13 protein-coding genes and 1 pseudogene are annotated in these 15,017 nt (G+C 72.8%); 9 read left to right on the forward strand and 5 right to left on the reverse strand.

What is annotated here, in order from left to right; translation table 11 throughout:
• From pfkB to FRZ03_RS37635, 4 genes are all read right to left on the reverse strand, one after another.
• Positions 1 to 881 (reverse strand): 1-phosphofructokinase (gene pfkB, locus FRZ03_RS37620; RefSeq protein ID WP_146469641.1); only part of this gene is annotated, 881 nt, incomplete at its 3' end.
• Positions 878 to 1,639: a DeoR/GlpR family DNA-binding transcription regulator gene (locus tag FRZ03_RS37625; protein ID WP_146469642.1), complete on the reverse strand. Its 762-nt coding sequence runs from the start codon at positions 1,637 to 1,639 to the stop codon at positions 878 to 880. The genes FRZ03_RS37625 and pfkB, both read right to left, overlap by 4 nt.
• Before the next feature lie 378 nt (positions 1,640 to 2,017).
• Positions 2,018 to 2,551: a DinB family protein gene (locus FRZ03_RS37630; RefSeq protein ID WP_146469643.1), complete on the reverse strand. Its 534-nt coding sequence runs from the start codon at positions 2,549 to 2,551 to the stop codon at positions 2,018 to 2,020.
• A 148-nt stretch (positions 2,552 to 2,699) separates the two neighbouring features.
• Positions 2,700 to 4,082 carry an FAD-dependent monooxygenase gene (locus FRZ03_RS37635; RefSeq protein WP_146469644.1) on the reverse strand — a complete coding sequence of 461 codons (1,383 nt, stop codon included), beginning with the start codon at positions 4,080 to 4,082 and terminating at the stop codon, positions 2,700 to 2,702.
• 71 nt (positions 4,083 to 4,153) lie between these two features.
• Here FRZ03_RS37635 and FRZ03_RS37640 point away from each other — a divergent pair, with 71 nt between their 5' ends.
• Entirely contained in the window at positions 4,154 to 4,804 is a 651-nt protein-coding gene (locus FRZ03_RS37640) for a TetR/AcrR family transcriptional regulator C-terminal domain-containing protein (RefSeq protein WP_146469645.1), read from the forward strand.
• Positions 4,805 to 5,061: 257 nt separating this feature from the next.
• On the opposite strand, the gene FRZ03_RS37645 is transcribed toward FRZ03_RS37640, so the two are convergent.
• Positions 5,062 to 8,634, reverse strand: coding sequence for an nSTAND1 domain-containing NTPase (locus FRZ03_RS37645; RefSeq protein WP_146469646.1), 3,573 nt, complete (start codon positions 8,632 to 8,634; stop codon positions 5,062 to 5,064).
• Between the two features lie 482 nt (positions 8,635 to 9,116).
• On the opposite strand from FRZ03_RS37645, the gene FRZ03_RS37650 reads away from it, so the two are divergent.
• From FRZ03_RS37650 to FRZ03_RS37685, 8 genes and pseudogenes are all read left to right on the forward strand, one after another.
• A complete protein-coding gene (locus tag FRZ03_RS37650; RefSeq protein WP_186785824.1) occupies positions 9,117 to 10,010 on the forward strand; it encodes a helix-turn-helix domain-containing protein in 894 nt (297 codons plus the stop codon).
• A 136-nt stretch (positions 10,011 to 10,146) separates the two neighbouring features.
• Entirely contained in the window at positions 10,147 to 10,569 is a 423-nt protein-coding gene (locus tag FRZ03_RS37655) for a peptidase inhibitor family I36 protein (protein WP_186785825.1), read from the forward strand.
• Between the two features lie 119 nt (positions 10,570 to 10,688).
• Complete coding sequence (locus FRZ03_RS37660; RefSeq protein WP_146469652.1) at positions 10,689 to 11,720, forward strand: hypothetical protein; 1,032 nt, start codon at positions 10,689 to 10,691, stop codon at positions 11,718 to 11,720.
• Between the two features lie 386 nt (positions 11,721 to 12,106).
• Positions 12,107 to 12,514: a serine hydrolase domain-containing protein gene (locus FRZ03_RS37670; RefSeq protein ID WP_261399503.1), complete on the forward strand. Its 408-nt coding sequence runs from the start codon at positions 12,107 to 12,109 to the stop codon at positions 12,512 to 12,514.
• An 11-nt stretch (positions 12,515 to 12,525) separates the two neighbouring features.
• Positions 12,526 to 12,657, forward strand: a complete 132-nt coding sequence (locus FRZ03_RS40905; protein WP_261399502.1) for a hypothetical protein — start codon at positions 12,526 to 12,528, stop codon at positions 12,655 to 12,657.
• A 405-nt stretch (positions 12,658 to 13,062) separates the two neighbouring features.
• The gene (locus FRZ03_RS37675; protein WP_146469657.1) at positions 13,063 to 14,001 is read left to right on the forward strand and encodes an NADP-dependent oxidoreductase; all 939 of its coding nucleotides are present in this window, start codon (positions 13,063 to 13,065) and stop codon (positions 13,999 to 14,001) included.
• Positions 14,002 to 14,100: 99 nt separating this feature from the next.
• Positions 14,101 to 14,283 (forward strand): annotated as a pseudogene (locus tag FRZ03_RS40910) (transposase); the annotation flags it as partial.
• 71 nt (positions 14,284 to 14,354) lie between these two features.
• A partial coding sequence (locus tag FRZ03_RS37685) for an IS701 family transposase (RefSeq protein ID WP_146469658.1) occupies positions 14,355 to 15,017 on the forward strand: 663 nt, incomplete at its 3' end.

Here is a 15,017-nt window from a genome sequence, read left to right on the forward strand (position 1 = left end):
GACAGGTCGGCCGGGGTGGGCATCACGCTGCCGGGCAGCTGGACGGCGGCCGCGCCGTGCGCGACGGCCGAGGCCAGGGCCTCGGGGCCCGCGCCGCCCGCGATGAGGAATCCGGCCAGCGAGGCGTCGCCCGCGCCGACGTTGCTGCGGACGGCGGCCACCGGCGCGCCGCCGTACCAGGCGCCCGCGCCGGTCACGAGGAGTTGCCCGTCGGCGCCGAGGCTCGCCAGCACCGCGCCCGCGCCGAGCGAGCGCAGGTCCTCGGCCGCCTTCAGCGCGTCGCCCACCGTCGCCAGGGGGCGCCCGACGGCCTCGGCGAGTTCCTCGGCGTTGGGCTTGACCACGTCCGGGCCCTCGCGCAGCGCCGCCAGGAGGGCGGGCCCGGAGGTGTCCAGCGCGATGCGCACCCCGGCGGCGTGCGCCCGGGCGACGAGGTCGGCGTACCAGGAGGGGGCGAGGCCGCGCGGGAGGCTGCCGCAGCAGGCGATCCAGTCGGCGCCGTGCGCCTGGCGCCGTACGGTCCGCAGGAGCAGTTCCCTCTCCTCGGGGCCGAGTTCCGGGCCGGGCGCGTTGATCTTCGTCAGGACGCCGTCCGCCTCGGCGAGGGCGATGTTGGAACGGGTGGTCCCGGCGACCGGGACCGGTGCGACCTCGATGCCCTGCGCGGCGAGGAGTTCGGCGACGAGGGCGCCCGGCGCGCCGCCCAGGGGCAGGACGGCGACGGTGCGGCGGCCGGCGGCGGCCACGGCGCGCGAGACGTTGACGCCCTTGCCGCCGGGGTCCATGCGTTCGCCGGTGGCACGGACGACCTCGCCGCGGTCGAGGGAGGGGACCTCGTAGGTGCGGTCCAGGGACGGGTTGGGGGTGACGGTGACGATCACGCGCGGACCACCTCTGTGCCGGCGCGCTCGATGGCGGCGGCGTCCTCGGGGCTCAGGGCGCTGTCGGTGATCAGCAGGTCCACGTCGTCCAGGTCGCCGAAGCGGGCGAAGTGCTCCTGGCCGTGCTTGGCGGAGTCGGCGAGCAGCACCACCCGGCGGGCGGCGGCGACGGCGGCCCGCTTCACGGCGGCCTCGGCGAGGTCGGGGGTGGTCAGTCCGTGCGCGGTGGAGAAGCCGTTGGCGGCGACGAACAGCACGTCGGCGCGGATCTCGCCGTACGCCCGCAGCGCCCAGGCGTCCACTGCGGCCCGGGTACGGTGCCGTACGCGGCCGCCGACCAGGTGCAGCTGGAGGCCGGGGTGGTCGGCGAGGCGGGCGGCGATGGGCAGGGAGTGGGTGACGACGGTCAGCTGGCTCTCCAGCGGGAGCGCGGCGGCCAGGCGGGCCACGGTGGTGCCGGCGTCGAGGATCACGGTGCCGTCGACGGGCAGTTCGGCCAGGGCCGCCTTGGCGATGCGGTCCTTCTCGTCGGCCGCCGTGGACTCGCGTTCGGTGAGGTCCGGTTCGAAGTCGAGGCGGCCGGCCAGGATGGCCCCGCCGTGCACCCGGCGCAGCAGTCCGGCCCGGTCGAGGGCCTTGAGGTCGCGGCGGATCGTCTCCGCCGTCACCTGGAACTCCTCGGCGAGCGACACGACGTCCACCCGGCCGCCGTCACGGGCGAGCCGGAGGATCTCCTGCTGCCGCTCCGCTGCGTACATGTCCGTCTGCCTCCGACCGATGCCCGAATCTGTGGTTTACCGGGGAGGCTACGCCTGCGCTGCGGGAAAGTAAACAGATTCGGATGCCGTTCGGGCATGAACGGACATCGGCGGGGACAACCGGACACGCTCGGGCCGGCCCTCCCTGCTTACGGCGCTTACGGCGCCACGAAGCCGCCCCCGCGCGGGCCGTGGCGTCCGGCTCCGCCGGGGACGCGGGCGGGGTCCGGTCGGGTCGGGGCAGCAGGAGCGGAGTGGCCAGGATGAGGAGTCCGGCGGCCGTGAGCGCGGTGCGCGGGCCGGTGGCGTCGGCGAGCAGTCCGCCGAGGGCCGCTCAAGGCTGTTCCCTAATCGGACCGGCGGTGCCTCGTCGGGGCGCTACTCGCCCGTCTTCCCGTCGATCAGTTCTCGGGCGACGTCGAGGTGGCCGACGTGGCGGGCGTACTCCTGAAGCAGGTGGAAAAGGATCCGTCCGAGGGAGGGAGCCTGGTCGTGTGTCCGGAAGCGGCCGCCGAGGCGGGCCTTGTCCGCCAGACCGGCAGCCGCGACCAGGGAGGTCGTCGCGGTCACCTCGTCCTGGTAGGCGGCCATGACCTCTGCGGTCGGCCTGTCGGCGGGGATGCCCCATTCGGCTTCGTCTCCGCCGGGTGGGTGGGCCAGGACGTCCTCGGCAGCGAATCCCCAGCGCATCCAGCGGCGTTCGACCCAGCCGAGGTGCTGAATCAAACCGAGCGGCGACCAGCCCAGCGGCTCGACGGGCGTACGGAGCCGGCCGTCGGACAGACCGGAGATCTTCCGCATGAGCGCCTCGCGGTACCACTCCAGGTAGCCCAGGAGGAGCTCTCGCGTGTCGGAGACGTCGACGCCAGGCCCGTCGAGAAGCGCGGGAACCTGCCCGGAAGGCTGCTGCATCCTGCGAACGTAGCGCGGCACGCTGTCCCAACGCAGGACATCGCCCGGCAAATCAAGCGCCGGAACCTGTCACGATCTTGAGTGGCAGCAGTGATCGCCGACCGGCACGTGGTTCAGTCGTCAGCGGCCGGGGGGGGTGACTGGCGCCTCAGCCCGCTGTGAAGGCTCCGGTTCGGCGGGCGTATTCGGCGAGCCCCTGGGCCGACTCGCCCGCCCAGCCCACGTGGCCGTCGGGCCGGACGAGGAACACGCCCGGGCCGTACGACTCCGGAGCGGCGGGCAGAGCCCGCACACCGGCGTCGGCGGACCGTCCGCCCAGCAAGGTCCAGTGCGGCCCCCGGAACGCGTCGAAGAGACGGATGCCGGACACCGTGCCGTCGGGGGCACGGTCGCCCGCCCGGACGCCGGCCGGGTCCGTCCGAGTCTCCACGCTCAGCGACGACTCCCGGTAGTCGAGCCCCAGTTGCACCGTCGCCCTGCCGCGCCGGACCTCCCCGCGGTGCACGCCCGTCGACAACTCCAGCATGGCCGCAGCGTTCGCCCGCCGCTCCTCCTCATAGGAGTCCAGCAGCGTCTCCGGCGCCCCGTCGCGCAGTACGGCGCCCAGTTTCCAGCCCAGGTTGTAGGCGTCCTGGACGCTGGTGTTCAGGCCCTGGCCGCCGGCCGGTGAGTGGACGTGGGCGGCGTCGCCCGCGAGGAAGACCCGGCCGACGCGGAAGCGGTCCGCGAGGGCTGCTCGCGGACGGAAGTGCGAGGACCAGCGCAGCTCGACAACGTCCTCACGCCCCAGCGGCGTGTATGCGGCCACCAGTTCGCGAACGTCGTCGAGGCGGAGGCCGGTTTCGGAGCCCTCCGGCAGGCGGGCCTGCACCTGGAACTGGTCGGTGCCGGCGAGCGGGCACAGCGCGACCCCGCTGCCGTCAGGTCCCCGGAACATGTGCCAGTGGTCCCGGTCCAGGCCGCTCAGTCGCACGTCCGCCACCAGGAACGGCGCCGGGTCCACCGTCTCTCCGGTCATGCCCACGCCCACCGCACGCCTGGCCGCGGAGCGCCCGCCGTCGGCCGCGACGGCGTACTGCGCGCGGGCGGTCGTAGCGTCCGCGAAGCGCGCGGTCACGCCCTCGGGGTCCTGCTCGAGGCCCGTGACCTCACGCCCGCACGCGACCCGGCCGCCCAGTTCCCGCAGCCGCGCGTACAAGATCTCCTGGGTGCGCCACTGCGGCACCATCAGCGGTTCGGTGTACGGCGTGCCCTCGTCCGCCTCGATCCTGTCGAACACGGGCTGTCCGCCGACCGCTTCGCCCCCCTTCCAGATCAGCTGCGGCGGGTAGGGGCCGCCCGCGGCCCGGATCGCCTCGATGACGCCGAGGTCGTCGAAGACCTCCAGGGTGCGCGGTTGCAGGCCCTTGCCGCGCGAGCCGGGGAACAGGCCCTCCGACCGCTCTACCACCAGCGCTTCCACCCCGCGCCGCGCCAGGTCGATGCCGAGGGTCAGACCGGTCGGTCCCGCACCCACGATCAGGACGTCCATCACGCTCCTCCTTAACAACGTTAAGTCCGGATGCCGCGAAGCCTGCCCTTAACGCTGTTAAGCTGTCAAGGGTGAGCCCCGAGAAACGCGCCCCCCTGGACCGCCGGCGCGTCGCCGGCACCGCGCTCCGGCTGCTGAACGAGGTCGGCCTGGAAGGCTTGACCCTGCGCGCCATCGCCCACGAGCTGGACGTCAAGGCACCCGCGCTGTACTGGCACTTCAAGGACAAGCAAGCGCTGCTGGACGAGATGGCGACCGAGATGTACCGGCGCATCGCCGCCGGCGCCCCGCTCGATCCCGCCGACACCTGGCAGAAGCGGCTGCTCGAGACCAGCCGCGGGCTGCGAACCGCGCTGCTCGGCTACCGCGACGGCGCCAAGGTGTTCAGCGGTTCACGCTTCACCGGCACGGAGCACGCTCCCGCGCAGGAGGCGAACCTGCGGTTGCTGACGGAGAGCGGGCTCACCCTCACCCAAGCCGTGCACGCGGTCCGGACGGCCTACGCGTACACGATCGGTTTCGTCACCGAGGAGCAGGGCGTGAAGCCCCTCCCGAACGAGCGCCGGGAGGGGTACGACATCGAGGACCGCGCCCGGCGGATGGCCGCCTTCCCGCTCGCCGCCGAGGCCGGAGGGCTGCTTTTCGACGGCTACGACGAGCAGTTCGAGGAGGGCCTCGCGGTCGTGATCGCGGGGATCGCCACACGGTACGGGATCGACTGAACCGTCCCTGGTCGCCCGGCGGAGCACGCCGCTGCCGATCGTCCGGCGATCACCGCAACCGGGCAGCCGCCCAACCGCGTACCACCACTCGCCAGAGCAACAGTCCGCAGAGGCCGGGACGGGCCCGGCCGAGCGCGATGTGCGACTCGTCGGCCGAGAACGGCGTGCTGGCGTCGCGCGACGGCCGTGGCCCGGAGCACGACGGACCACTCCGCCTTGTCCCCTCCTTGACCGGGGGTTCGGCCCTGCCCCGCTCATCACCCGCCGCGGCCCGTGCACGCCGACGGCTGTGGCCCGCCCCGCACGTACTGGAGGCGCTCCTGCGGTGTGAAGTCACGGTGCAGGGCACGGCACACGCTGTCGATCGTCTCCGCCGGGCCGGGCAGGGCCGGCTTCCACACCTGTACGGTGCCGTCCACACCGCCCGCCGCCAGTGCGCGCCGGTCGGGGCTGAACGCGAGCGCGGTGACGGCCGTCCGCCGGTCCCAGAAGGCGGCGCGGACGGCGTGCGCGGCAACGTCCCAGACCCGGATGGTGCCGTCGGTATGACCGGTCGCAAGCAGGCTGCCGTCCGCGCTCGGCGCCACCGACACGGCCTGATCGGCCAGGACCGCCATGGCTCTTCCCGAGGCCGGGTCCCAAAGCCGCACCGCCCCGTCGGCGTCGGCGGAGACGAGGGTGTGTCCGTCCCGGCCGAAGGCAAGGGCCACGATGACGTCCGTGGCACCGGTGAGCACGGTCCGGCATCTACCGGTGGCCACGTCCCACAGCCGGACCGTCGTGCCGGTGCCGCCCGTGGCCAGCGTCCGGCCGTCGGGGCTGATCGCCGCCGCCAGCACGGTGTCGGCCACGGGACGCTGGCGCACGACGGTGCGAAGGGTACGACCGGTCGGGTCCCACAGGCGGACCGTGCGCGCGTCTCCGCTGGTCAGGGCCGCCATTATGCGACCGTCCGGCCCGCGGCCCACAGCGACCACGCTGCCGGTGCCCGCCGGGGCGGAACGAGGCCGACGGGCGCGCCGGACCGGGCGGGCGCCCGCATCCCGTACCCGGACCGCTCCGCTGACATCGCCGATGGCCAGTGTTCTGCCGTCCTCGCCGAAGGCAAGCGACGAGATCGTTGCGGACCCGGTCCGGGTGGTGTCGGGCCGTGCCGTGCTCGCCTGCCAGAGGCGGACGGTGCGGTCGCGGCTTCCGGTGGCGAGGGTGCCCCCGTCCGGGCTGAACGAGAGGGAGGACACGCTGTCCCTGTGCCCGGTGAGCACGGCGCGGCTCTTTCCGGTTGACGCATCCCACAGCCGCGCCGTGTCGTCGGCGCCGGCGGTGGCGAGCACCCGCCCGTCGGGGCTGAAGGACATCGTGTACACCGGACCGGTGTGGCCGGCGAGAAGAGCTTGCCGCGCACCCGTCCCGGTGTCGGTGAGCCGTACCGAGCCATCGAGGTCGCCGACGGCCAGCAGACGGCCGTCCGGGCTGAACGCCATCGAGGTGACGGTGGCGTGGCTGATGGTCCACGCGCGGGTGCGACCACCGGAGAGGTCGTGCAGCCGAATGGTCCCGTCGGCGTTCGCCACGGCCAGGACGCGGCCGTCCGGGCGGTAGGCGACGGCCCGGACCGCGCCGTCGGAGGCACGGAAGGCGGCACGCACCTCCCCCGTCGCCGCGTCCCACACCCGTATCCTCCCGTCGTAACCCACGCCGGCCACCGTCCGGCCGCCGGGAGCGAACACCACCGGGCCCTCGGCCCGGCCACGGACGGCGGTCGTCCGCACCCGCCCTTTCGTCAGGTCCGTCAGCAGGAGGGTTCCGCGGGTGTTCGTCACGGCCAGGAGACGGCCGTCCGGGCGGTAGGCGACGGCCCGGACCGCGCCGTCGGAGGCACGGAAGGCGGCACGCACCTCCCCCGTCGCCGCGTCCCACACCCGTACCCTCCCGTCGGAACCCACGCCGGCCACCGTCCGGCCGCCGGGAGCGAACACCACCGCGTCGACGGGGGCGGTGTGGCCGGTGAGGCGGTGCCGCAGTGGAAGGGCTGCCGCGGCGTAGAGGCTTGCGGTGGCCTCTGCGGTGGGGTCGAGGCGGTACGCCTGGACGGCCAGGAGTGAGGCGAGATCGGGATCGTTGCGCAGCAGGGCGCTCGACTCCGCGGCCAGTTCGCGGGACCGTGCGGTCCGCTGCGCGGTGACGGCCTCCTGCCGCCGGCGCTCGCTCGAACGATATTGGTTCCACGCGATCAGGCCCGCGGTGACGGCGACCGCGAGCAGGACGGAGAGCAGGACGGTCAGCCGGCGCAGACGCAGCGTGGTGACGGCGGCCATACGCTGTTCGCGGTCGCGAGCCGTCACGCTGCTGACGAGGAAGTCCCGTTCGAGAGGCGTGAGTTCCCCTTCCGCCTCCGGGCTGTCGAACACCTCCTCGGCGGTGACCAGCCGGACCCCCCGGTACAGGGCGCCCGGGTCACGGTCGAGGGCGTCCCACACGCGGGCCGCCTCGGTGAGCAGGCGGTGCACGCGCAGGCGTTCACGAGCCTCGTCGATCCAGTTCCGCAGCCTGGGCCAGGCGGTGAGGATGGCTTCGTGCGCCAAGTGCACGGTGCTGCCGTCGACGGTGACCAGCCGGGCCCTGACCAGCTGCTCCAGCACCTCATCGGTGTCGGAGGAGCCGTCGGTCCGCAACTCCTCCCGGTCCGCCGGGCGCCGGGTGTCCTGCGTGCCCTGCCCCGGTGTCACCAGGCGCAGCAGGATCTTGCGGGCGCGGTCCGCCTGGGCCGCGGAGAGGCGGGCGTAGAGGTCTTCGGCGGTGCGGGACAGGGCCCCCTGGAGTCCGCCTGGCGCCTCGTAGCCGGCCAGGGTCAGGGTCCTGCCGCTACGGCGACGCCAGGTTTCCAGCAGGGCGTGGGACATCAGGGGCAGACCGCCGGGCTTCCCGCTGGCCTCCTCGACGATCCGCGCGGTCAGTTGTCGCTCCACGATCAGACCGGTCGCCGTCGCCGGCCCGACGACGGCTCGGCGGAGTTCGGCCGGAGTCATGGGGCCGACGAGCAGGGTGGCCTCGCTCAGCGCGGCGGCCAGTGCCGGGTGCCGGGCGCAGTGGCCGAAGAAGTCGGTCCGCATCACGATCACGACCCGCAGCCGGTGCTCCGGTCGCAGTGCGGTCAGCAGCAGGTCCAGGTAGGCCTGGCGCTCGGCGGGGTCGGCGCACAGGGTGAAGAGCTCTTCGAACTGGTCGACCAGGACGACCGTGTCCCCAGGTCCGCGGCTCGCCTGCCCCACCGTGGCGTGGGCGGACATCGGATGCGGTCCGGGAGTAAGGATGCGGATGGCTGCCGGTCGCCGTTCCGGTGGCTCCTCGCTCTGGAGGCGCGGGATCAACCCGGCGCGCAGCAGCGAGGACTTGCCGCTGCCCGAGGGGCCCACCACCGCCACCAGGCGGTGGGTGAGGACCCGCTCGGCGAGCCGGGCCGTGAGCTGGTCCCGGCCGAAGAACAAGTGCCGGTCGTCTGTCTCGTAGCGGGCGAGGCCCCGGTACGGTGACGGGTCGTCCTGGTCCCGCGGCGGCGCGGCGGTGGCCTGCCGTTCCGCCTCGCGCCAGCGTCGTTCCCACTCGGCGGGGTCGGCGCCGCAGGCCTGCGCGTAGGCCAGCGCCACGGCCAGGGACGGCAGATGCTCTCCCGCCGCGGCACGGGAGAGCGTGGCCGGCGAGTACGGGGTGCGCCGGGCCATGGCCCGGTAGGTGAGCCCGCCCGCTTCCTGGCGTAGCTTTCGCAACTCGAAGGCGAAGGACTGGACCGGGCCCGACGCCGGGTCCAGTGCGCTCTCGGGACGGCCCATCCTGTCGCCTCCCCCTCCACGGCTCGCGGCAGAGACAGCTACGCACGGCTTTGAACCGTGCGCAAAGCTGTTGACCTGCGCGTTTCGGCCAATTCCCATGTATATGGCCGATGTTGCGTCTCAGGGGCTACGTGGCGGTACCGAGCGGCGCGCCGACGGTGCCGCGGGAATCTCAGGGCGGGTGGTCTCCCCGCACCCGATTGGTCCGGCGCCCGGGTGATCCCTCGGCACACGGAGCCGCGGCGGCGGGTGGACGCCACCGTCGCCGAGCCCGGCGCGAACACCACCGGGATGCCAGGCCCATCGCGGAGGTCGCCTACCGTGCCATGCGGCCGCCCGTGCGAGGACCCGGTTTGTTGCACGCCCGATCGGGGGCTGCGCGACAAACGACGCCTCCGAACACTTCGACACGAGGCGGACCGGTGTCGGCGCCTGCCTCGTGGTCCGGTGCCGCCGGACCACTCGCGCGAGGAGGGGGAACCGTGCGTATCACCATGACGAGCGACGACCTGCCGCTCATCCGGATGGCGTCCGCGCCGGACCCGATATGGGAACTGCTCTTGAGCGTGCAACGGCTGCGCGACGGCGTCCCGGCCTCCCGGCACGGCGCCTGGCGGGAACGAGTACGCCGCGAGGCCGCGGGCAGGGGCGATCTGCTGGGTCGCGTGCGCCGCGTCCTCATGCCGCTACTGCCGCGATCCGGGGCCATACCGGATTTCCTGACCCCGGACGGGCAGGCAGGGGCCGGTGTCGACGACCGGATCGAGGCGGGCGCCGAACTGCGCTCGCTCCTGCGCGACTACCACGCGTGTGCGATCAGGCCGTACTGGAACGAGGTACGCAGCAGCGTGGACGGCGATCGGCTGCTGCGGGCCCGCTCCTTCCTCGACGGCGGCATCCACGGGCACCTGCGCGGCTACGCACCGTTCATGCGCTGGGAGCCGCCCGTACTGCGGGTGCCGGGAGACACGGACCGCTGCGTGCGGCTGGAAGGAAGCGGCTTGTTCCTGTTGCCTTCGCACTTCTGCGGTCGCACGACCCACTTGTGCCGCCGTCCCGGCGCGCCCGCCGTCCTGGTGTACCCCGCCGCGCGGGCCGCGGCCTCCCCTGGAGCGGGGAACGGGGCACTGGCCCGGGTCGTGGGGACGACGCGCGCCGCGATACTCGTAGCGGCGGAAACCGCGGCGACAGCCGGTGAACTGGGCCGTCGTGCCGGGGTGTCGGGCCCTACGGTCAGCCATCACCTGTCGGCCCTGCGCGGCTGCGGTCTGCTGCGGTCGTTCCAGCACGGACCGGTCGTGCTGCATATCCGCACGCCGGCCGGCTCGGCGCTGGTCGGCCCGGCGGCCGCCGTGGCGCCGACGAGCGGCGGTTGACCCCCTGACGGCCGCCGTGACGCGGTCCCACCTGTGCCTTTCGAAGCTGATGGAAGACGCTGTCCGGCGCGAACCGGTCTCCAGCACGATGGCCGCGGGCGGCAGGACAGCCGCCCTCACAGAACGGGAGGAACCCATGTACCTCAAGCGCTCCGTGTTCGCCGGACTCCTGGCTCTGGCGGCAGCAGGCAGCGGCCTGGCGTTGTCGACGACCGCCTCCGCCGCTTCGGCCGGGACCGCCGCGGCCAGCTGCTCCACCGGCTACGCCTGCCTCTACTACCACCCGGGCTACACCGGAGCCGTCTACAAGCAGTACTACGACGACTCCAACTACGGGAACAACTACTTCGTCACCAGCACGGCCTCGCGCGGGAGTGAGGGAGCCGGCCAGGTGGTGCGCAACAACGCCGGTTCGGTCGACAACTGGGACTGCAACAACTCCATCACCATCTACTACTCCCCCGATTACCAGGGGGCCCACCAGACCATCTCCGCCTGCGGGGAGGCGAACCTCAACTCCACTCTGCACAACAACAACGCTTCCGGAAGGTTCAACTGACCGAGCCGGGTGGTCCCGGGTGCTCCGCCCGCTCGGGCGGGCGGAGCACCCGCCGACACCCAGAAAGGCCGTGCGCCATGATGCCGACAGCCGCCCTCCGCGGACTACGGACCACATCGGTGGCCGGACTCGCCGGGCTGGTGCTGATCGCCGGATGCAGCGCCGGCGGATCGGACGAGCAGGCTTCGGGTCATGCTCCCCGCGCCGTCCGCACAGCGCCGGCCGTCGCCTCCGTCCCGCGGCTGGTGTCCGCGGCGGACAAGCGGCTGCCAGTGGAGGAATTCCTGCTCAGCAACGTGCAACGGGACCGTCTGGACGGAGCCAGGACGGTGCTCGTCGAGCGGTGCATGGCACGCTTCGGTTTCGCGTACCGGGCACCGGCCGCACCGAAGGTGTTCCGGCCCCGCACGCTCACCCAGCTGCGGTACGGCATCACCGATGCCGCCGCCGCGGCCCGCCGCGGGTACACCCCGGTCGGCGCCGTCCGCGGGCAGCCCGGGCGGAGGCCCGCCGAGTCGCTGACCGCCCGGGAGTCGCTCGTGCTCAACGGCACGGACGACCCTGCCGTGAAACCGGGCTCCGCGCACGCCGACAGCGGCGCGCGTGTCAACGGCCGAGCCGTACCGGTAGGCGGATGCCACGGGGAGGCACTGCGCGCGTTGCATGCCGACAACCCCCAAGCGGGCGGTGACGCGCCCATCGCCGACCGCATCAACATGGAGACGTTCGCGGCGTCACGGCGAGACGGCCGGGTGACGACGGCGTACGCCCGGTGGTCCGCCTGCATGAAGGCGCACGGCCACCGCTACGCCCGCCCGGAGGAAGCCGCTTCGGACCCCGCCTGGCGGACGAGGACGGCTTCCGCCCGCGAGCGTGCCGTAGCCACCGCCGACGCCCGCTGCAAGGCACAGGTCGACCTCGTCGGTATCTGGTACGCCGTGGAAGTCGCCTACCAGCGCCAAGCGGTCGAGCAGAACGCCGACCGACTGGCACGGGTCCGGGCGGACCTGCGACTGCGGCAGCGGCTCGCCGGGACCGTGCTGAACGAGCATCGCCGAGCGAGCCGGACGGCCCTCGTGCCGGGACCGCCTGATGCCCTTGCGGGCGAGTCCCGGAACGGCAGTCATCACCCCACACTGCCGCGGAACTGAAGAAGCCGACCGGCACGCCGGGTGGGGTAGCCCTACCCCCTAAGCAGGTGGCCGGCGGTAGACCTCGATCGACATACTGGACCCGGTTCAGCCGTCGCCCACCAACCGGGAGTCCTCGTGGACGCGCCCACGCGTGCGGCAGACGGGGCACGTCCGTCCGAGCGGGGTGGCCGCAGGCGCGGTGAACCCAGGCTGCGGGTCGCCGCCGTCGCAGCGCTGGCGACGGCGGCGATGACCACCGGCCTCACCCTGCCGGCGTCGGCCGCGGGCGCCGAGGACGCATCGGCCGCAGGCGGCGGGCACGGGGTCACCCAGGCGGCCTTGGACTCGGTCATGCAGGAAGGGCCGCCTGGTGGTATCGCCCTCGCCGAGCTGGGGCAGACCACCTGGGCGGGGCGTACGGGCACCGCGGATCTGGCGACCGGCCGGAAGCCGAGCACCGACGACCGGTTCCGGAGCGGCTCGTCACCAAGACGTTCGTAGCCACGGTGATGCTCCATCTGGAGGCCGAAGGAAAACTGGGCCTGGACGACACCGTGGACGACTGGCTGCCGGGTCTGGTGGCGGGAAACGGCAACGACGGCAGCAAGATCAAACTATTGCAGCTCCTCAACCACACCAGCGGCATCTACAGCTACGCCGACGGCGAGACCTTCGAAAGGCAGGAATTCAGCACCGACTTCCTCCGGCACCGCTACGAGTCCTGGACGCCCCGCCAGATCGTCCGGCTCGCCATGTCCCACCGGCCCGTCTTCGCCCCCGGCGACGGCTGGAGCTACTCGGACACCACCTAGTGACCGTCTCCATGGTGATCCAGAAGGCCACCGGACACACCTACGCCCAGGAGATCGAGCACCGCATCCAGTGCCCCCTGCGTCTGGACTCCACGAGTGTGCCGGGGGCCAGCGCTCTGCTCCCGGAGGCGCGCCCGAGGTGATCTCCGACAACCGCGATCTCAACCGGTTCACCGCCGCCACGAGCTGGTCGGTGGTCCAGGCCAGCTGGAAGTATGCAGGCCGCTGGTCGAACCATTCGTTGCGACGGCGCAACGCCAGGTCGGCGCGGGTCGCCTGTCCGGACGGTGACGGGTGGCGGTGTCGGGCCGCTTCGGCGCGGCGTCCTTGCCGAAGAGGCAGGACTCATCGTGTCTGCCATGAGAAGTCTTCCTCTTTTTCAGGACTCGGCCGGTCGCGCGTGGTCCTGTCGCTGACCACGGTCGAGCGCCGCACCACTTGCTCAAGGAACCTGCCACTGGCCGCCTCGTGACCGTCAGCGCCCTTGCAGGGGAACGGGATTGCTAGGCTCCGACGCCGTCGGTCACGTCCTTTCCAGGAGGAAGTCCATGCAGGGTGGCTACCGAGCGGTCGTCTTCTCCGAATACGGCGGTCCCGAGGTGCTGCAGGTGGTGGAACGCCCTCTTCCCGCCCCGGGAGCGGGCGAGGTCCGGTTGGCCGTGCACGCGGCGGGAGTGAACCCCCTGGACTGGAAGGTCCGCAGCGGCGCCGCGGCGTCCTTCTTGCCAGTGGAGTTCCCGGTGGTGCCGGGCGGGGACGTGGCGGGGGTCGTCGACGCGGTCGGGCCCGGCGTCACCGAATTCGCCGTGGGGGACGAGGTGCTGGGCTCGATCGGTTTCGGCGGCTACGCCGAGGCGGTGGTCGTCAGTGCCGGGGCGCTCACCGAGAAGCCCGCCTCGCTGATGTGGGAGACGGCTGCGGCCCTTCCGGTCGCCGCCAACACCGCCCTGCACGCCCTGGACGAGCTGAAGCTGCGAGAGAGCGAGACGATCGTGATCGACGGCGCCGCGGGCGGTGTCGGGACGGTGGCCGTCCAGTTGGCCGCGCTCCGGGGCGCCCGGGTCATTGGAACCGCGCGGGAGGCCAACCACGCTTACCTGCGCTCGCTCGGCGCCACTCCGGTGGCGTACGGAGCGGGGCTCGCGGACCGGATCCGGTCCGTCGCCCCGCAGGGCGTCGACGCGGTACTTGATGCCTCCGGCCGCGGCTCGCTGTCCGCGCTCATCGAGGTGGCCGGCGGCGCGGACCGCGTGGTCACGATCGCCGACTTCTCCGCCGCCAGAGTGGGGGTGCGCATGATCTCCGCAGACGCGGAAGGCGCCGGCCAACGGATCGGCGCCGCGGCGGCGCTGGCAGCCGAGGGCAGGCTGACCGTGCCGATCGCGGCCACGTACTCCCTGGAGGAGGCTGCCGAGGCGCATCGTGTCAGCGAGCAGGGCCACGTCCGGGGCAAGCTCGTCATCCTCCCGCGCGGCAAAGCGGGCTGACACCGCCTGCAGGGACGCGGACTACCGGCCTCGCTGCACCCTGGCCGGGCAGCCCGCGGTTCCGCAGTCCCCTCCCCGCTCGCGCCAGGATCCCGTGGCCGGGGCGGCGACCGTGCGGCCCCGGCCGTGCTGACCGACGTGGGGCCGGTGGAGATCGTCGTGCCCCGCGACAAGGACGGCTCCTTCGAGCGGAAGATCGTCAAGAAGCGGCAGAAGCGCCTGACCGGGGTCGATGAGATGGTGATCTCGCCGGCCGCGGAGGGCCTGACCACCGGCGAGGTCTACGGCGCTGGCTAGTAGGGCTCCGTTAGGTGTGTTTGCGGCTTGTGTCCGGTCTGGGGCACGGTGTGGGTATGGACATGCGGCAAGTGGAGGACGTGCGGGCGGAGTTAGCCCGGTTTGTGGCGGACGTCTTCGCGTCCGTGCCTCGCCGGGACCAGCGCACCAAGGGTGACTGTTACCTGCGGGGGCTGATGCTGGACGGCCGGCGCAAGTCGATCGCTGCTATGGCAGGCCGGTTGCCGGACGGCGATGAGCAGAATCTGCAGCAGTTCGTGAACCAGTCGCCGTGGGATCCGCAGCCGGTACGGCAGCGGATCGCTGAGCGGATGGTGCCGCTGATCGGCCCCGATGCCTGGGTGATCGACGACGTGTCCTTTCCCAAGGACGGCCGGATGTCGGTGGGAGTGGCACATCAGTACTGCGGCGCTTTGGGCAAGCAGGCGAACTGCCAGGTTGCGGTGAGCGTGCACGCCGTCACCGATGCCGCGTCCGTCCCCCTGGGCTGGCGGCTGTTCCTGCCCAAGGACTGGGAGCAGGACTCAGAGCGGCGCCGGGCGGCCGGGGTCCCGGAGGGGGTGGGGCACCGCGAGAAGTGGCGCCTGGCCCTGGACATGCTCGATGAGCTGGCCGGATGGGGGCTGACGCCTCCACTGGTGGTGGCTGATGCCGGATACGGGCAGAACGCTGACTTCAGGGCTGCGGTGGCCGACCGGGGCATCCCCTTCGTGGTCGGT

This window comes from Streptomyces misionensis, assembly GCF_007896895.1.
Lineage (GTDB): Bacteria > Actinomycetota > Actinomycetes > Streptomycetales > Streptomycetaceae > Streptomyces > Streptomyces misionensis_A.